The organism is Metabacillus sp. KH_069 (assembly GCF_057838075.1).
Map to the genome: position 1 here is coordinate 614,533 of NZ_CM174460.1, position 18,972 is coordinate 633,504.

The following is an 18,972-nucleotide window of genomic DNA, read 5'->3' on the forward strand; positions in this document are numbered from 1 at the left end:
TATCATAATAAAATCACTTTTTTAGGCAAATTGAATTCCATAATAAGTAAAAATAAGCAATCCTTTCTGGATTGCTTATTTTTTATGATTAAAAAGACACGAGTTTAATTAACATAATCACTTTATTAATGTAATGCAATAAAACTATTTAGGCACAAAGAACTATTTTAATATTTAGAATTTTTAGTCTATAATTTGTACATATCCAATTTTTTTGTATTTTGAATAGTATCTTACAGAAATATCAAGAGAGAGCATAGGGGATGATCCGGCATCATATGTTTTTAAGGTGTTGGTAAAAGAGTATCCTCACTGGGGGTGAGCGGTCTGTCACGGGAAAAAATACTGGAAATCAGAGATTTAAGCATCACATTTATGCAAAGCAAAGAAGAAACGCGAGTTGTGGACTCGATTCGCTTTGACGTACATAAGGGAGAAGTGTTAGGAATCGTAGGAGAATCGGGATGCGGAAAAAGTGTGACTTCGCTTTCGATTATGGGGTTATTGCCAAAGAAAACATCTAAGCTTACAGGAGAAGTATTGTTTCAAGGAAAGGATCTTCTGAAGCTGAATGAAAAATCACTCCGAAAAATGCGCGGAAATGAAATTGCGATGGTCTTTCAGGAGCCAATGACCTCACTTAATCCATTATTTAAAATAGGCAACCAGCTTGAAGAGTCTCTCCGTGTTCATCAGAATTTGACTAAAAAACAGGCAAAGGACAGGGTTATTCAAATTCTGAAGCTTGTCGGACTGCCGAGACCTGAAGAGTTATACGGGGAATATCCCCATCAGCTCTCAGGGGGTATGAGGCAGCGTGTCATGATTGCGATGGCAATGATTTGTGATCCCAAGGTGCTGATTGCGGATGAGCCGACAACTGCACTGGATGTAACGATTCAAGCACAAATATTGAAATTAATGAAAGACCTCAATCAAAAGCTTGAAACGTCCATTGTCTTTATCACACATGATCTTGGTGTAGTAGCGGAAATGTGCGACCGCGTCATGGTCATGTATGCAGGACAAGTCGTGGAAGAGGGAAGCGTTAAAACGATCTTTAAAAATCCAAAGCATCCTTATACAAAAGGGCTTATGAAATCAGTTCCGGATATCCGGCATAAAAATGACAGATTATATTCCATTTCAGGGCAGGTGCCGCGCCCTGGCACTGTTCAGCAAGGATGTCTGTTTGCAGGCCGCTGTGAGTATGCAATGGCTGAGTGCCTGAATGATGCACCGCCGCTGTACAAGTTAGAGAATTCCCATCAATCAAGATGCTTTCTGGCACGAGAGGAGGCAATTCAGCATGACGAAGCCTTTGCTTAAAGTGGATAAGCTGTCAAAGCATTTTCCGATTAATGGCGGCGTGTTTGGCAGAAAAGTCGGTGCGGTCAAGGCAGTAAATGATTTGTCTTTTGAAGTATATGAAGGAGAAACACTTGGAATCGTCGGTGAATCCGGCTGCGGAAAGTCAACTATGGGACGGCTTCTGCTGAAACTGATTGAGGCTACAGAAGGTTCGGTTTCTTTTCAGGAAGAACAGCTGCTCACCAAGTCTCCAAAAGAGATGAGAAAGATGAGGCGGGAGCTGCAGATGGTCTTTCAGGACCCTTATGCATCACTTAATCCGAGAATGACGGTTGAGCGTATTCTTGAAGAGCCGCTTATCGTACATAAAATAGGAAACAAGGAACAGCGCAGGCAAAAAGTAAAAACGATGCTGAAAATTGTCGGGCTTGATGAAGCATACGGCAAAAGGTATCCCCATCAGTTCAGCGGAGGACAGCGCCAAAGAATTGGGATTGCAAGAGCACTGATGACGAATCCGAAGCTGATCATTGCAGATGAACCCGTTTCTGCTCTTGATGTTTCCATTCAATCTCAAATTCTGAATCTATTAAAAGACCTGCAAAAGGAATTTTCATTAACGTATATTTTCATTTCCCATGACCTCGGAGTCGTTCGCCACATCAGCGACAGGCTTGGAGTGATGTATTTGGGAAGTTTAGTAGAGCTTGCAGAGAGCGAGAGGGTGTACGCTGAACCATTGCATCCTTATACAAAAGCGCTGCTCTCAGCCGTGCCTCTGCCGGATCCTGAGGCAGTTAAAGAACAGATTGTTTTAAAAGGCGATCTTCCTAGTCCGTCTGATCCGCCTAAAGGATGTGCTTTTCATACGAGATGTCCTGCGTGCTTTGAACCATGCAAAGTGAAAAAGCCCGAATGGACTGAAGTAAAAGAAGGTCATTATGTCGCGTGCCATTTATATCAATAATGGCACAGATGTGATTGATAGATTGATAAATAGGAAATAGGGGGATGTATGCGTGAAAAAGAAAAGCCTGTTGGTCTCAATTATGTTTGTGCTGCTGTTATCAGCGGCATTGATGGGATGCAGTTCAAATGACACCTCATCAGATGGCAAATCAGAAGGCGGAAGCAGCGATAAGAAACAGGACAGCCTGGTTTTTGGACGCGGCGGGGATTCAACTTCACTTGATCCAATTACAACGACAGAGGGAGAAGCATTTAAAGTAACGGTCAACGTATTTGAAACACTATTGAATTACGGTGAGCAGGATACAACTGTTCAGGAAGGTCTTGCAACAAAATGGGAAGTCTCTGAAGATAACCTGACGTATACTCTTACTTTAAGAGAAGGCGTGAAATTCCATGACGGCACAGACTTCAACGCTGAAGCTGTTGTATTCAACTTCGAGCGCTGGATGAATGGGGATGCCGATAAATTCCCTTACTATACAATGTTTGGCGGGTTCAAAAACGATGAAGGCCACGTCATTAAAGAAGTAAAAGCAGACGGCGACAATAAAGTTGTCTTCACACTTAAACGTCCTCAAGCTCCGTTCTTAAAGAACCTTGCGATGTCACCATTTGGAATTGCAAGTCCTGCTGCTGTTGAAAAGCACGGAGATAAATTCAGAGAAAATCCTGTTGGAACAGGTCCATTTAAATTTGTAGAGTGGAAGCCAAACGACAGAATCGTTCTTGAGAAAAATGAAGACTACTGGATGAAAGGATACCCGAAATTAAATCAGGTTATCTTTAAATCAATTCCGGAAAACTCAGCTCGCTTAAATGCATTGCAGACAGGCGAGATTGATCTAATGGATGGAGTGAATCCATCTGATACTGAATCTATTACAAGCAATAAAGACTTACAAACGTTTGAGCGTCCGTCCATGAACGTAGGATATGTTGGATTAACAACTAACCGTAAGCCTCTTGATAACAAACTTGTTCGTCAAGCATTGAACCATGCAGTAGACAAACAGGCAATCATTGATTCTTTCTATGGCGGCCTTGCTGAGCCGGCGAAGAATCCAATGCCTCCTTCATTAGAAGGCTATAACGATGATATCGAACCATACCCATATGATTTAGAAAAAGCAAAAGCGCTTCTTGCTGAAGCTGGTCATCCTGATGGCTTTAAAATGGAGCTTTGGGCAATGCCTGTACCGCGTCCATATATGCCAGAAGGTATGAAAGTAGCTGAAGTTCTTAAATCAAGCTTTGCAAAAATCGGTGTTGAAGCCGAAATCAAAACTTATGATTGGGCAACTTATTTAGACAAAGCAAGCAAAGGGGAAGCAGATTCCTTTATGCTCGGCTGGACTGGTGATAATGGAGATGCAGATAACTTCATTTATACTCTTTTAGATAAAGACAGCATCGGCAGCAATAACTACACGTACTACAGCAATGATGAATTACATGACATCCTGATTGAAGCACAATCAAATTCGGATCAGGAAAAACGAAATGAGCTCTATAAAAAAGCGCAGGAAATCATTAAAGAAGATGCACCATGGATCCCACTTGCTCACTCAACGCCAATCCTTGCTGGAAGCAGCAGTATTACAGGCTTCATGCCGCATCCAACTGGATCTGACATTTTAACAAAGGTTGAATTTAAGTAATCTTGAAGGAGGAGGACTTGTCCTCCTCCTTTTTTCAGAAAGGCTCTTTTCGTAAACTTATTGCACGACAGGACTTCTATATTTGAACAATATGAATACACAATACAACAATCTATGCGAAAACAGCCTTCAGAAATAAAAGCGAGGTGAGACGATGGTTTCATACACAGTAAGAAGAATTGGATTGCTCATACCGGTTTTAATTGGGATGACACTGGTCGTTTTTTCTATAATCCGAGCCATTCCGGGCAACCCGGCACAGGTCATTCTCGGGCAGCGCGCTACACAGGAAGCGATTGAAAAATTAACGCAGCAGCTTGGTCTTGATCAGCCTTGGTACATACAATATTTTGATTATGTCGGGGGACTGCTGACAGGTGATCTGGGCCAGTCTATCCGAACAGGAGCCCAAATCAGCCAGGAGATGACTCCTTATTTGGCTGCAACAATGGAACTGACGATTTTCGCCATGATGATTGCTATCGTGGTTGGAATCAATGCAGGAATCATCAGTGCCTGGTTCCGAAATTCGTGGTTTGATTATACGGCAATGGTTATCGCATTGATTGGAGTGTCGATGCCGATTTTCTGGCTTGGATTAATGGAGCAATATGTCTTCTCCATTCAGCTTGGCTGGCTTCCAACGACAGGCCGGGAGGAAATTCGAAATCCTGTTGATTCAATCACAAATCTCTATTTGCTCGATACGCTTTTGCAGGGCAGGTTCGATCAATTTATAGACGTTCTTAAGCATATTCTTCTGCCGGGAATTGCGCTCGCGACAATTCCAATGGCGATTATTGCAAGGATTACCCGCTCAACCATGATTGAAGCTATGGAGTCTGATTTTATCCGGACAGCACGTGCTAAAGGTCTTCACATGTTCTGGGTTGTCTATAAGCATGCTTTAAAAAATGCCATTATTCCAATCTTAACGATTATTGGACTTCAGACAGGATTATTATTAGGCGGAGCTATTTTGACGGAAACCATTTTCGGCTGGCCGGGGATGGGAAGGTATATTTTTGATGCCATCAGCTATCGTGATTATCCGGTTATTCAATCCGGAATTTTAATTATCGCTACAATATTTGTCTTTATTAATCTGATTGTGGATCTCTTATATGCTGCCATTGATCCAAGGATTAAATATTAGAAAAGGGGGAGACTGCTATGTCACTACCATCGCTGCAGGAGCAGCAGACTGCCATTATAAAACAGGAGAAGGTTGTCACTCCATTTCAGCAGAAGCTGCGCGTCTTTTTACAAAATAAATTAGCTATCGCAGGAAGCTTTCTCGTCCTTTTCTTTATTGTTATTGCAATCGCTGCACCTCTGATTGCCCCTCAAGGCATTGATGAGCAGGAGCTCTCAAAGAGACTGCTTCCTCCTTCATCAGAGCATTGGTTTGGAACGGACGACTTTGGCCGTGATATTTTTTCAAGGGTCCTGTTTGGTGCCAGAATTTCATTGTGGGTCGGCTTTTTCTCGGTTCTTGGATCAGCAATAGTCGGAACACTGCTTGGTATTATGGCCGGTTATTACGGAAAAGTCATTGATACGATCATCTCTAGAATTTTTGATATTATGCTTGCCTTTCCAAGCATTCTGCTTGCTATAGCGATCGTTGCTATTTTAGGACCTTCCCTGCAGAATGCACTGATTGCCATTGCTGTCATTAACATTCCAAACTTCGGCAGACTGATCAGAGCGAAAGTGCTTAGTGTAAAAGAAGAAGAGTACATACACGCAGCAAAAGCAGTAGGAACAAGTGATACGAGAATTCTGCTTGTTCATGTGCTGCCAAATAGTCTTTCGCCGATTATTGTACAAGCTTCTCTGGCGATTGCTACTGCCATCATAGAAGCAGCTGCCCTTGGATTCCTTGGACTTGGCGCTCAGGCTCCAAATCCGGAATGGGGAAAAATGCTTGCCGATTCCAAGCAATATCTTGTTCAGGCCCCGTGGACCCTGTTTTTTCCCGGCCTTGCCATCATGCTCACCGTTCTTGGGTTTAACTTAATGGGTGACGGACTTCGGGATGCACTTGATCCTAAAGGCAAGCATTGATAAAGGAATATACATGAAGAGTCCAGATCCTGTGAGATTTGGACTTTTTGTATTCTGCCTTTTAGTCCCTCGCCCAGAACGTCGAATCCTTATCTGCCTGTCGGAGCTGAACAGTCGGTTCCGCTTTTCGTGGTGTCTAGCTCCATCGCCCAGCTCCTCGGCCAGAACGGCTCATCCAGCAAAGGCAAAAAGCGCCTTCACTGGCTGATCCCTATCTGTCTGTCGGAGCTAAACGGGCGATTCCGCTTTTCGTGGTGTCTAGCTCCATCGCCCAACTCCTCGGCCAGAACGTCTCATCCAGCAAAGGCAAAAAGCGCCTTCACTGGCTGAGACTTATCTGTCTGTCGGAGCTAAACGGGCGATTCCGCTTTTCGTGGTGTCTAGCTCCACCTCCTAACTCCTCGGTCAGAACGGATTCGCCAGTAAAGGCAAAAAGCGCCTTTTCTGTCGAATCCTTATCTGCCAGTCGGAGCTGAACAGTCGGTTCCGCTTTTCGTGTTGTCTAGCTCCATCGCCCAGCTCCTCGGCCAGAACGGCTCATCCAGCAAAGGCAAAAAGCGCCTTCACTGGCTGATCCTTATCTGTCTGTCGGAGCTAAACGGGCGATTCCGCTTTTCGGGGTTGCACAAATTCTGCACAATTCTTTTGTATCATAGGGTCAAAGCTTATGGGAGGATGATTTATATGGTGAAGAAGAAATTGATTTTATCGCTTGTTGCAGCTGTTTCATTGTCTCTTGGTGCTTGCGGAAACAGCGGCGGTGATCAGGGAGAGAAAAAGGAAGATTCGGAGCACATGGACCATGGCAGTATGAATCATTCGAGCTCTGGAGAAGTGCCTGAAGGGTTAAAAGAGGCTATGGATCCTGCTTATGAAGTTGGAAGCAAAGCAATCATCAAGACAGATCATATGGAAGGCATGAACGGGGCAGAAGCAACAATTTCGGGAGCATATGATACAACTGTTTATTCCATCTCTTATACTCCTGAAGGCGGGGGTGAGCCTGTTGAGAATCACAAATGGATCATTCATGAAGAAATCAAGGATGCTCCTGAAGAACCGTTTAAAGCAGGAGATGAAGTAACTGTTGAGGCGAGCCATATGGAAGGTATGGAAGGTGCGGAAGCTGTCATTGATACTGCCGAAAAAACAACAGTTTACATGGTTGATTACACACCTGAAGGCGGCGGGGAAAAAGTGAAAAATCATAAATGGGTGACAGAGAGTGAGTTAGAGAAGACTGAATAATATGTTCTTAAGCCTGTGTCATACGGTCACTATAAGTACCCAAACATCGGATTTTCCTCGATTAAGGGTGTCAAACTTGGTCAGTCCTCAGACACACAGCAAAAAAATCGCCCGGCCCATCTGGAAAATAAAGAGATAGAGAAAAGGACTAACCATCATCGGTTAGTCCTTTCTTTAAATGAAAATCAGCTGCTCTCTTCCAGTTCATTAATTTGCAGTTCATTTTCTTCTTTATGATAATTGTGGAAGCTGTTTATTAGAGTGTCCAAATGCTCGAGCTGCTCGCTGTAGTCGATAATGACAGCGATGAGAGGAAGCAGGTGATAGAAGCACTCCTGATCAATGCAGCTGCCTTTAAATTTCATGAAAGTATCGACGAGCTCCTGCTTGTTAAACTGACCTTCCTTAATAAGATCTGTTGTTGACTGAGGTTTAATTTTGCCTATAAATTTCAGAAGGCTTCTTTCATGAAAATCGATCAAATAGTCGAGCTCGTTTGCAAGAATCTCTTTAAAATCTTCTGGAAGGTGATGCAATTCATTTTCCAGCCTGTGGAGCTTTTTCAGAGTATCCAAGGAACGATTTGTTGTTACAAGCATTTGTCTGAATAATACGAGCTTGCGGGATTTTGCATAAATATTTCGTTTGAAATAAGCACGTTCTTCCTTGTACAGCAAGTAAAGCTGATCAAGTTTAATCATTTTATCTTTTATTTTTTCGATGTCTGTTTTCAGTTCGCTGTATTCGGATACCTGCCTCATGTTAATGCGGATCCATTTAATGATTTCCTCTGTATTATCTACAATTCTGTAGTAAAGCTTAGTTTCATACTTTGGCGGGATGAAAATTAAGTTAACTATGAAAGCCGATAAAACTCCCAGCAGAACCGTTCCAAAACGGATCAGAGAAAATTCGATGAAATCTTCCCCTGGGCTTTCCAGAATCGCAATTACAGTAACAATGGAAACAGGAATCGTATTTTCGATTTTTATTTTTAAGTTAATCGCAATGACAATAATGACGGTTAGACCGATAACAAACGGATGGGGACCAAAGATCAGCCCGAACAGAATGGCAAAGGCTGCTCCGATGATATTTGCCTGTACTTGCTCAATGACGGATAAATAAGAGCGATAAATGGTTGGCTGGATCGCAAAAATAGCTGCGATACCTGCAAACGCGGGAGACGGTATTTTTAATAACGTGGCCAAGTATAGAGCCAGCGTAATGGCTATCCCCGTTTTTATAATGCGGGCACCAAGTTTCATGGGGTGTGTATGGACATTCCCTTCTTTACTGATTGTTGTTGGCTATTTTACACGAATTTCCGGAAAAAGAACAATCTTTGCAAATAGCCTTCTTATTAAACAATTAATGACTATACAACGTTTAAACAAATTATTCAAGTTACTTTTTCCCGTTTTGGTAAAAAAAATAACACCTGACAGGCAGGTGTTATTTGGAAGTAGAGATTATTCAGTTGATACAGACGGATCTGCCTGCTCTTTAACAGGGACCAGCTGAATAAAGTTATTTGTTAAATCCTGCAAAAGAGGTTTCAATTCTTCTGCTTCATCATTCTGACCATGTCGCTCTAGTGCCTCGATGTATGTTTTAAGCAATTCTGATACATCACTCTGGCCTTTTGAATTTAAAGGTGAAATTTCAATTTTAGCGCCTTTTGCAATTCGGCGTTCTAGAGCCTGCTTTGTTAATCCAAGCTCAGGCTGATGTCTGACATACACAACTCCGCCGGTCATACCTGCGCAAATCCATGGTCCTGGATCTCCAAGGACGAGCCCTCTGCCGTTCGTCATGTATTCAAACGCGAATCCTTTGATATTGGCGTTTACACCAATATTGCCCTTCTCATTTGCAGGAATTGGCTTATCAATCTTGCCGCCAATAATCATATCAGCTCCTGAGAGGCGAATACCAGCACGTGCATCTGCATTTCCCTGTACTAACAACAGACCGCTTTGCGCGCCATACCCGAATCCTTTACCAACAGAACCGTTGTAGTACTTGCCGTCAGTTCCTTTAGATTTGAATACTTGAATGGTTCCTCCGAATGACGTTTTTCCGGTGCCGTCCTGTGCTCCGCCTTCAACACGGATATGAATGCCGCTTGAGTTGTAGGCGCCAAGACCGTTTCCTGGAATTGAACCTTCTTTATAATAAAGCTCAACGTCATCCAGTTTCTTGTACGAGCCATCAAGACGGCCGCGCACTCTGTGACAGGAAACCCGGCTGCCAAGGATTCGCTGTTCAGAAGTGACGCTTCGGAATTCTCTTGAATCATGAAGTTCATTGTCATCATAATCCAAATACTCAGCTCCTGCTGCAACAGCGAGACGTTTGCTTTCTAGGCTTGCAGCAACCTCTTTATGAGATAGATTCTGAATATCCAATGTTTCAAGCAAGAGTGACAGATCCATTTCTTCTTTGCCGCGCGTCTGCTCAAGCAAGTCAGATCTTCCGACAAGATCCTGAAGATTTGTAAATCCAAGTGAAGCTGTTAAAGCCTGAAGTTCTGAACCGAATGCGCTGAACATATTAACAAGGCCCTGCACAGCCGGATCGTATTTTCTAGGAACAAAGCGTCTTAAGCCATGCTCTTTTGCCTGTGCTTCTGATTCAATTTGAGTGGCGATTCCCACGTGACATGTATCTAAATGACAGCCTCGGCATGTTGTACAGCCGATGGCAATCATCGATAATGTTCCAAACCCGACGCGGTTTGCTCCAAGCAGCACGACTTTCATCACGTCGAGTGCACTTTTTATTCCGCCGTCTGCCCAAAGCTCTACTTTTTCACGCAGTCCGGCTTCAAGCAATGCGTTATGTGCCGCTTTAACACCGATTTCAACAGGCAGCCCAACATGCTGAAGGGCATGGATGCGGGCAGCACCAGTACCGCCGTCAAACCCGCTCAGCGTGATGATGTCCGCTCCGGCTTTTGCAATTCCGACTGCAATCGTTCCGATGTTGGGAACAACTGGGACTTTAACAGAAACCTTTGCCTGATCATTAGCTGTTTTCAGTTCAGAAATCATTTGCGCCAAATCCTCAATCGAGTAAATATCGTGGTTATTTGACGGCGAGATGAGATCTGAGCCGATTGTGGCATTTCTGGATTCGGCGATTTTCGCTGTTACTTTTGAACCCGGCAAGTGACCGCCTTCACCAGGCTTCGCTCCCTGGCCGATTTTAATTTCCAGCAGGTTGGACGAGTTAAGCAGCTCTGCATTTACTCCGAATCTTCCTGATGCGATTTGCTGTCCCCGTGTGCGCGGATATTTGCCGAGCATATCTTTGATTTCTCCGCCTTCACCATTTAGGCTCACCATATTTAATTGTTCAGCAGCTTCAGCGTATGCACGGAATGCTACTTCATTTTGTGAACCGAAAGACATGGAGGCAATCACGAATGGAAGACTGTGCTCTCCGACTCCGATATTTACTTTTTCTTTTGGCACGGCAGATTTAGCCGTTTTCAAATCAGTTAAATGACGAATGGTAATTGGATTGCTTTCTTCTTGCTCTGTCAATTTTTCACGATATCCGTCATAGCTGCCCGTTTTTGCCACATCGCCAATTGCTTTCCAGATTCTCGGGAAAATGTGGAACGTCTTGCTCGGGCGGGCTTTTTCATTATCAAAGTCCTGGCTGCGTTCAAGTGCATCTGCTTTCAGGCTTTCAAAGTTAAATTTAAGAGAACGGGAGCCTAAGAAGTTTACAATGTTAAGCTCTTTCTCAATTTCTTCATTTAATCCGATAGCAGAGAAGAGTCGTCCGTATCCTCTAAGCTCATGAATGCCGATTGTTGAAATGACCTTCTCAAGTCCTTTGTTTAATGATTCATATAAGTTAACAGCAGGTTTTGCGGATTCTTCCTCCGCAACAGTTGCAAAAAGAATATACGGACTAATCAGGTTTGCTCCAAGACCGTATGCAATCATAATGTCATGAAGGGATCTGATGGCCCCTGTGCGCAGTACAATTGAACAGTTTCTCCGCAGGCTTGCTTTAACCAATGCCTGATCAATAACGGAAGTAATCAAGTGCGGATCAATCCACAAGTTCCCGTTTTGATGGGCTTCCTGATCGTCAAGCACAAGTAATACAGCGCCATCATTTACAGCTTGAATGGCTTCAAGCTTCAGACGGTCAAGAGCGTCCTTCAGGCTTTCACTCTCAGAGAAGACAGTGGATAAAACATGAAGCTGTTTTTCCTTTGAGAATGTATCGATGACTTCTTCATAAGGCAGCTGATCAATCTGTTCAGATGCCATTATGCCAAGCTTGCCTTCAAGCAATAAAGGTGATGGCAGTTCGATCATTGCCGTTTTTTCATGATGCACTGTCAGTGAAGGACGTTTCCCGATCACTGAGCGAATGGAGAAATGCTCTGACTCGCGGTCGCGGTCAATCGCCGGATTGGTAACAACAGCAACACTTTCTTTAATGAAATCAGCAATGTTTTTCCGGTCTGGATGGATGGCCGCAAGCGGACCATCATGACCGAGTGAGCGAATAGGCTCTGCTCCCTTTTCAGCCATTTGTTCAAGCAGCTGAATATGTTCGCGATCCCAGCCGAATGCAGCGTAATGACCATTGTGAACTTTGAAGATAGGAGATGCTGAACATTTGCCTTTGCTGACTGGATGAGCCAGTCGTTTGCGGTAGCCGCCGATATCGGTTCTGTCTGCAACTCTTTTATAGACTTCCTCCTGAAGAGAAGGGTACTCAAACAGTTCAATATTATCCTTGTTCCATTTAAGGCCAAGCTTTTCGCCAGGTCCAAGCGGCTTAGGATCGCCGGCATAAAGAGAAGTTGGAATGATACCCGGTTCAGAAGCAAATATATAGGAAGATTCTGATTCTACCTTCCATAACGGACGAAGTCCAAGAGCATCTACACTGAAAACCGCTTCATCTGCAAATCTCGAGATTATGCCTGCAGGACCCTGAGCAAAATGGCCCCAAGCTTCACGGATATATGTGTATAAGTCCTGAAGGTGGTCAGGATATGCTTTGATTTCATTAACAATCGGCGGGAAAAGAACATCCAGTGCTTCAAACAGGCTGTATCCGTCCCTAGCAACCAATGTTTCAATCGTTCTGTTCAAGTCTTGAGAATCACTTCCGCCGTCAGTAAGCGGAACATTCATCATTCTTGCTTCGTCGCGAAGCTTTGCAATTGTATTGATTTCACCGTTATGGCCTAACAGGCTAAATGGCTGCACACGAAAAAAAGTAGATAATGTATTAGTAGAATACCTGTTATGTCCCAGAGTCATTGTTGATGCTGCAAGCGGATCTGCAAGATCATGGTAAAACTTTGGAAGAACATCTCCAGCGCCCATAACTTTATAAACAGCAGCATGCTGACTGAGTGATGCGACATGAACATGGAGGTTTTTCTCAATCTGAATCGTCAGCTCAAAAAGATCCTTATTAAGAGAATCATGTTTTCCAGCTGGAATCATGGCAAATTGCCAAAAGAGAGGTTCTTCTTGCAGGGCGATGGGTCCTAATGCAGATGATGTTGTAACTTTGTCTGTTTCGAAAACAAGTTCGAAATTCTTTTCGGATAGAAGGGTTCTGATTTCTTTCTTCAATTTATCAGGATTTTCATTTTTAGATAAAAAGAGGTGTCCGACGATAAAATCGCCTCGTTCGGCTAATTGCTGATCAGCCTTTGCGTCAGCAAGCTTCTGCTTCCACAGAGCTCTTGGAATATCAATATGAATGCCGACACCGTCTCCTTCGCCGTTAATAAACCCGGCGCGGTGATTCATCGTAATCAATGCATTTATACATAAATCGATGTTTTCTTTAGTCGGCACGTTCCGTTTTTCGATGACTGATACGATGCCGCAAGCGTCATGCTCTGCGTTGTAATATTCCTTAAACTTACTTGGGCTCCAATTTTCTTTCATAAAAGCGGCTTGAAAGGGGGATGTGTTCCCGCTTATAGCCTTCACCTCCCGATAAAATATGAATCTATCATTTAAAAACTATAGATTGCCTTGTGAGATTTAATAACAAAATTTTCAGAAATGTAATACTTATCATATCATTTAGATTGAGAAAATTCAATTATTTATGCATGGTTTTGGGAGAGGCATACAAGTTTGAAAAGTTAAAATATTCTCAAAATCATTTACAACGCTTAAATGGAAGCGTTTTCAACATTATTCAAATAATAAAAAAAACAGGGACTAAAATCCCTGTTTGAATAAATTGTATATTTATACATTTTGCAATTGCTTGAATGAACGCTCGACTGCAAGCAGTGTATCCTTGATATCTTCTTCTGTATGAGCTGTTGTCAGGAACCATGCCTCGTATTTGGATGGAGCAAGATTAATCCCTTCATGAAGCATCAGCTTGAAGAATTTGGCGAACATTTCGCCATCGGTTCTTTCTGCCTGTTCGTAATTGACAACCTTCTCTGTCGTAAAGTAGATGGTCAAAGCGCCTTTCAAGCGGTTCATTGTAATTGGAATTTGATAGGTTTCAGCATGTTTTTGAATGCCTTCTTCAAGCATTTGTCCAAGTTTATCAAGGTTTTCATATACGCCTTTTTCCTGCAGCACTTCAAGACAGGCAATGCCTGATAATATTGAAGCGGGATTGCCGGCCATTGTTCCGGCCTGGTAAGCAGGACCAAGAGGTGCAACTTGTTCCATGATCTCTTTTTTGCCGCCGTATGCACCGATTGGCAGACCTCCGCCAATGATTTTGCCAAGGGCAGTCAAGTCGGGTGTGACACCAAGCATGTCCTGTGCTCCTCCGTACATAAAGCGGAAGGCTGTGATGACTTCATCATAAATGACAAGAGCTCCGGCATTATGAGTAAGCTCGTTAACTGCTTCTAAAAAGCCTGGATAAGGTTCAACAATCCCGAAGTTTCCTACAATTGGTTCAACCAGAACAGCTGCAACCTCGTCTCCCCATTTCTTAAGTGCTTCTTTAAAAGGTTCAATATCATTGAAAGGAACCGTGATTACTTCTTTTGCAATGCTTTTTGGAACCCCTGCAGAATCAGGTGTGCCTAGAGTGGAAGGGCCGGAGCCTGCCGCAACAAGCACAAGATCAGAGTGACCGTGATAGCAGCCTGCAAATTTAATGATTTTGTCCCGGCCTGTATATGCCCGTGCAACACGAATTGTTGTCATGACGGCTTCCGTTCCTGAGTTGACAAAACGGACCTTGTCCATTCCAGGCATAGCCTGTTTCAGCATTTTCGCGAACTTCACCTCATGTGGAGTCGGAGTGCCGTAAAGTACGCCATCTTCTGCCGCTTTTTGAATGGCCTTTGTAATGTGCGGGTGGGCGTGTCCGGTAATGATCGGTCCGTATGCTGCGAGATAATCAATGTATTTATTGCCGTCAACATCCCAGAAATAAGCTCCTTTTGCTCGTTCCATTACGACTGGAGATCCGCCGCCGACCGCTTTATAAGAACGGGAAGGACTATTAACCCCTCCGACAATATGCTGCAACGCTTCTTCGTGAAGCTCTTCAGATTTAGTGAATTTCATGTCTTCCTCCTGAAAAAAAAGTTCTAAAATCTATTCTACCATGTTTAAAAAAGATGAAAAACTTTTGCGCATTCATTAAGTATATTAGAATGAATATGATGATTCTGTAAGTAAAGGATGGACGCTGACCAGTGCTGAAAAAATACCTGATTCTTCTTATTAGTATAGTTGTCTTAACATCATGCGTCCCTCGGGAGGACGGCTCTGAAAAGAAAACCGTTTTGCTCGTTTCGGCTGCAGTGAGTTTAAAAGATTCATTGAATGAAATAAAAAAACAATTTGAAGAAGAGAACCCTTCTATTGAAGTGCGCTATAACTTCAGTTCAACTGGCGCTCTGCAGCGTCAAATTGAACAGGGGGCTCCGGTAGATGTCTTTTTCTCCGCTTCAAAAGATCTGTTTGAACAGCTTAATAAAAAAGGGTTGATCAACCAAACTCTGCAAATGGATTATTTAGGCAATAGCTTAGTGCTTATTACAAATAAAGAGAATGAATCATTAAAGATGGAGGATCTTGCTTCTGAAGACTTTGGAAAATTAGCAATAGGCACACCGGAAACAGTTCCTGCGGGCAAATATGCGAAAGAAGCTCTTATACATGATGACTTGTGGGAACCTAATAAAAAACGAATGGTATTTGCTAAAGATGTTCGGCAAGTGCTCTCCTATGTTGAAACAGGCAATGTTCCTGCAGGAATTGTATACAAGACAGATGCTATGACTTCAAAAAAGGTAAATCAGACCCCTATAGAACCGGACAAATATGATAGCATTATTTATCCAGCCGGCGTTTTGAATGAAACGGAACAAGGTAATGAAGCAGAAGCTTTCTTTCGCTTTCTGCTGCAAGAACAATCGTTAGAAGTATTTGAACAGCAGGGGTTTGAGGTGTTTCATAAAGGTGACCGTGATGTGGAGTGAATTCAGTCAGCCTATTGCGCTTTCCCTTCAGGTTGCAGTAATCTCCAGTTTAATCGTCATAATAAGCGGAACGTTTATTGGGAGGATCATGGCAAGAACCTCTTTTAAAGGGAAAACGGTGATTGAGACGTTTCTCATGCTGCCGCTTGTCCTTCCGCCTACAGTTGTTGGATTTCTGCTGATTGTGATTTTTGGAATGAACAGCCCGGTCGGTCAATTGATTGAAAGCATTTCAGGCTTTCCAGTCATTTTCACTTGGTGGGCCGCCGTTATTGCCGCATGCGTTGTTTCTTTTCCGCTGATGTATCAGGCTGCAAAGCTTGGGTTTCAAATGATTGATCGTGAAATCGAGGATGCTTCAAGGGTGGACGGGGCTGATGATCGACAGGTTTTGAGGTATGTTTCGATTCCGCTTGCACTCCCGTCACTTGTCACGGGGGCTGTTCTTGCGTTCACAAGAGCCCTCGGTGAGTTTGGGGCAAGCCTGATGTTTGCCGGTAATATTCCGGGACAAACGCAGACGGCTGCAACGGCTATCTATGTAGCAATTGATTCAGGAGATATGACGATGGCCTGGCTTTGGGCGGGAGCGTTAGTGCTGCTTTCGTTCAGTCTTTTGCTCGCAGTCCAGCTTATAAGAAAATAGATGCGGTGAGAATTTTAGGCTGTTTTCGCATGGATTGTTGCTTTGATGATAAATGCTGTCCGTTTCTTTCCGCGGGGAGCATGGGAACCTCCTCGGCGTTGCCTTTGGGGTCTCCCACATTGCTCTATTTCCCGCAGGGGTCAGGTTTATCCGCTGCCATCCACTAAGGGTTTTTAACATTTAGTCTAATAGCAAGCTAAATTTTAAGACAGTCCGAATAATAAAAACCTTCTTGTATATATTGTACCATTACGTGTTTTGGACATGGGGTGCTGCATATATATGGGAGGGTTATTTGCTTTAGCTGTATCGCTTTGTTTACTGATGAGCTTTAACATCTTCATCCGCACATTTAAGGAACGAAATTTTCTTTCTATAGATACCCTGTTAATTGTCATCTTCTTATATCTTTCCATTTTAATTGGATTCAGTATGATTTTCTTGATTTTGGACTCCGGCGGGTTTGATGTGCTTGTTGATAATGGGGTTATTATGGAAGGAAGCTACCTTGAGCGTTTGCATACTTGCCTGTATTTCAGCGCCGTTACTCTTTTTTCTTTAGGGTATGGGGACGTCATTCCGATTGGGTTTGGCAGACTGCTTGCTGTTCTTGAGGCTCTTATAGGGTATGTACTGCCTGCTGTATTTGTTGCAAGAACAGTATGGGGACTCGATAAAGGGTCATAAGTTGTATCATTCGCAGGAATTGGGTAGTCTTAAACTAAACCAATTTTTTGCGGAGGCTGATAGCATGACAACTCAAATCGGACAAACAGCACCAGATTTTGAACTGACAGCTGATAACGGGGAAAAAGTGAAGCTTTCAGAGTTTAAAGGTAAGCGTGTCATTCTTTATTTTTATCCAAAAGATATGACTCCTGGCTGTACAACGCAAGCATGTGATTTCAGAGATCAGCACAAAAGCTTTGAGGAGCTTGATGCTGTCATCCTTGGAGTCAGTACAGATGCACAGAGCAAACATGAAAAATTCAAAGCCAAGTATGATCTTCCTTTTCTTTTATTGGTTGACGAAGAACACGAAGCTGCTGAAAAATACGGAGTATGGAAGCTTAAGAAAAACTTCGGAAAAGAATATATGGGGATTGAACGTTCAACTTTCCTTATCAATAAGGATGGCGAGCTTGTCAAAGAGTGGCGTAAAGTAAAAGTGAAAGGCCATGTTGAAGAAGCACTTCAATATTTGAAAGAAAATATTTCATAAATGGCCTTTTTTTAAGGAACTGAGTAAAACGTCCAGACAAAAATTCAGAACCCGGAGTATGTTGTAAAGAAGGCATAACCTCCTCATTCGTTAGCGCAATTAAGTGCAGGAACCAAAGTTCCTGCACTCTTTTTAATATTTAAGAAAGTATAAAATTTTGCGCTTCGATGGCGAGCGGAATCGCCCAACTCCTCGGCCAGAACGGCTCCGAAAGTATTGGCAAAAAGCGCCTTTTCTGTCGGATCCTTATCTGTCATGCCTGCGCTAAACGGGCGCTTGCGCTTTTCTTATTTTTGGTAAAATAAAAAGAAAAAGGGGAAATTGGTTTTGAAGATTTTATCAACAGTTAAGCTGCCCGGTTATTTAAAGGAAGAATTAGTAAATGAGTTTCCTATTGTGGATTTTAATTTTGACAACAGGATAAAGGATGTCCTTAATGAAATAAAAGAAGCTGAAGTGATTTTGACATACGGGGAAGATCTGACAGCTGACATTGTTGGACAAGCAAAACAACTGAAATGGCTGATGGTCGCGTCTGCAGGGATGGATAAGCTCCCTTTTGATGCTTTAATTCACCAAAATATACTGGTCACCAACTCTAAAGGCGTGCATAAGATTCCAATGGCGGAATATACCATTTCAATGATGCTGCAAATTTCAAGAGAGTCACAGCAGCTATATAAGAATCAGCAGGAGAGAAAATGGGACCGCAGAGTCAAAATGCACGAACTCCATGGGAAAACGGTCTTTGTATTAGGGGCGGGTGCCATCGGAACTGAAATTGCAAGACTCGCTAAAGCTTTCGGGATGAAAACAGAAGGAATGAACAGATCCGGCAGAATCGTTGAATATTTTGATGAAATCCATACATACAATGGTTTAGAAGCAGGAATGAGAAAAGCAGACTTTGTTGTTTCTGTTCTCCCTAGTACAAAAGAAACAAAAGGGCTGCTGGATTATAAAGCATTCAGCTGGATGAAACCAGAAGGCATATTTATTAATATCGGTCGCGGAGATGCTGTATGCGAAACGGATTTAGTAAAAGCGTTAAATGAGGGAAAGATAAAGCATGCAGTGCTTGATGTGTTCGAAGAGGAGCCATTGAGAGAAGATCATTCATTCTGGGGCATGAAGAATGTCACAGTAACACCGCATTTGTCGGGCATAACTGAGAACTATCTGCCAAGAGCGATGGATATCTTTAAGAGAAACTTGGCGTTCTATATAAATGGAGATTATTCATCCATGGAAAATACAATCGATCTAAAACAAGGATACTGAGGATTAAAATAAAAAGAAGGCTGTCTAACCGCAATTGACAAAAGTCCCAGTCACAATGTACACTATTTATAAATATTATAAAGTAAGAATG

14 protein-coding genes are annotated in these 18,972 nt (G+C 42.9%); 11 read left to right on the forward strand and 3 right to left on the reverse strand.

Annotated elements, in window-relative coordinates; translation table 11 throughout:
• The first annotated feature begins 327 nt into the window (after nucleotides 1–327).
• The 6 genes from AC3ISE_RS03210 (at nucleotide 328) to AC3ISE_RS03235 (ending at nucleotide 7,259) form a co-directional block, all read left to right on the forward strand.
• Nucleotides 328–1,329 carry an ABC transporter ATP-binding protein gene (locus AC3ISE_RS03210; protein WP_133313377.1) on the forward strand — a complete coding sequence of 334 codons (1,002 nt, stop codon included), beginning with the start codon at nucleotides 328–330 and terminating at the stop codon, nucleotides 1,327–1,329.
• Nucleotides 1,310–2,278 (forward strand): ABC transporter ATP-binding protein, encoded by a 969-nt coding sequence (locus AC3ISE_RS03215; protein ID WP_489223024.1) that lies wholly within the window; start codon nucleotides 1,310–1,312, stop codon nucleotides 2,276–2,278. The genes AC3ISE_RS03210 and AC3ISE_RS03215 overlap by 20 nt, the downstream gene beginning before the upstream one ends.
• A gap of 52 nt (nucleotides 2,279–2,330) precedes the next feature.
• Nucleotides 2,331–3,941 (forward strand): ABC transporter substrate-binding protein, encoded by a 1,611-nt coding sequence (locus AC3ISE_RS03220; RefSeq protein WP_489223025.1) that lies wholly within the window; start codon nucleotides 2,331–2,333, stop codon nucleotides 3,939–3,941.
• A gap of 154 nt (nucleotides 3,942–4,095) precedes the next feature.
• Nucleotides 4,096–5,097 carry an ABC transporter permease gene (locus AC3ISE_RS03225; protein ID WP_489223026.1) on the forward strand — a complete coding sequence of 334 codons (1,002 nt, stop codon included), beginning with the start codon at nucleotides 4,096–4,098 and terminating at the stop codon, nucleotides 5,095–5,097.
• A gap of 17 nt (nucleotides 5,098–5,114) precedes the next feature.
• Nucleotides 5,115–6,011: an ABC transporter permease gene (locus tag AC3ISE_RS03230; protein ID WP_070879737.1), complete on the forward strand. Its 897-nt coding sequence runs from the start codon at nucleotides 5,115–5,117 to the stop codon at nucleotides 6,009–6,011.
• 675 nt (nucleotides 6,012–6,686) lie between these two features.
• Entirely contained in the window at nucleotides 6,687–7,259 is a 573-nt protein-coding gene (locus AC3ISE_RS03235; protein WP_489223027.1) for a YdhK family protein, read from the forward strand.
• 185 nt (nucleotides 7,260–7,444) lie between these two features.
• Here AC3ISE_RS03235 and AC3ISE_RS03240 read toward each other — a convergent pair whose 3' ends face one another.
• From AC3ISE_RS03240 to AC3ISE_RS03250, 3 genes are all read right to left on the reverse strand, one after another.
• On the reverse strand, nucleotides 7,445–8,527 hold the full coding sequence (locus AC3ISE_RS03240) for an aromatic acid exporter family protein (protein WP_309193869.1): 1,083 nt from the start codon (nucleotides 8,525–8,527) through the stop codon (nucleotides 7,445–7,447).
• 204 nt (nucleotides 8,528–8,731) lie between these two features.
• Entirely contained in the window at nucleotides 8,732–13,204 is a 4,473-nt protein-coding gene (locus tag AC3ISE_RS03245) for a glutamate synthase-related protein (RefSeq protein WP_489223028.1), read from the reverse strand.
• 312 nt (nucleotides 13,205–13,516) lie between these two features.
• Nucleotides 13,517–14,812 (reverse strand): glutamate-1-semialdehyde 2,1-aminomutase, encoded by a 1,296-nt coding sequence (locus AC3ISE_RS03250; RefSeq protein ID WP_489223029.1) that lies wholly within the window; start codon nucleotides 14,810–14,812, stop codon nucleotides 13,517–13,519.
• Nucleotides 14,813–14,943: 131 nt separating this feature from the next.
• Here AC3ISE_RS03250 and modA point away from each other — a divergent pair, with 131 nt between their 5' ends.
• From modA to AC3ISE_RS03275, 5 genes are all read left to right on the forward strand, one after another.
• Nucleotides 14,944–15,732: a molybdate ABC transporter substrate-binding protein gene (gene modA, locus AC3ISE_RS03255; RefSeq protein ID WP_489223030.1), complete on the forward strand. Its 789-nt coding sequence runs from the start codon at nucleotides 14,944–14,946 to the stop codon at nucleotides 15,730–15,732.
• Nucleotides 15,722–16,378: a molybdate ABC transporter permease subunit gene (gene modB, locus AC3ISE_RS03260; RefSeq protein WP_489224253.1), complete on the forward strand. Its 657-nt coding sequence runs from the start codon at nucleotides 15,722–15,724 to the stop codon at nucleotides 16,376–16,378. The genes modA and modB overlap by 11 nt, the downstream gene beginning before the upstream one ends.
• Nucleotides 16,379–16,660: 282 nt before the next feature.
• The gene (locus tag AC3ISE_RS03265; protein ID WP_133313118.1) at nucleotides 16,661–17,065 is read left to right on the forward strand and encodes an ion channel; all 405 of its coding nucleotides are present in this window, start codon (nucleotides 16,661–16,663) and stop codon (nucleotides 17,063–17,065) included.
• 64 nt (nucleotides 17,066–17,129) lie between these two features.
• Complete coding sequence (gene bcp / locus AC3ISE_RS03270) at nucleotides 17,130–17,600, forward strand: thioredoxin-dependent thiol peroxidase (protein ID WP_489223031.1); 471 nt, start codon at nucleotides 17,130–17,132, stop codon at nucleotides 17,598–17,600.
• 327 nt (nucleotides 17,601–17,927) lie between these two features.
• Entirely contained in the window at nucleotides 17,928–18,881 is a 954-nt protein-coding gene (locus AC3ISE_RS03275; RefSeq protein WP_489223032.1) for a D-2-hydroxyacid dehydrogenase, read from the forward strand.
• Nucleotides 18,882–18,972: the final 91 nt, after the last annotated feature.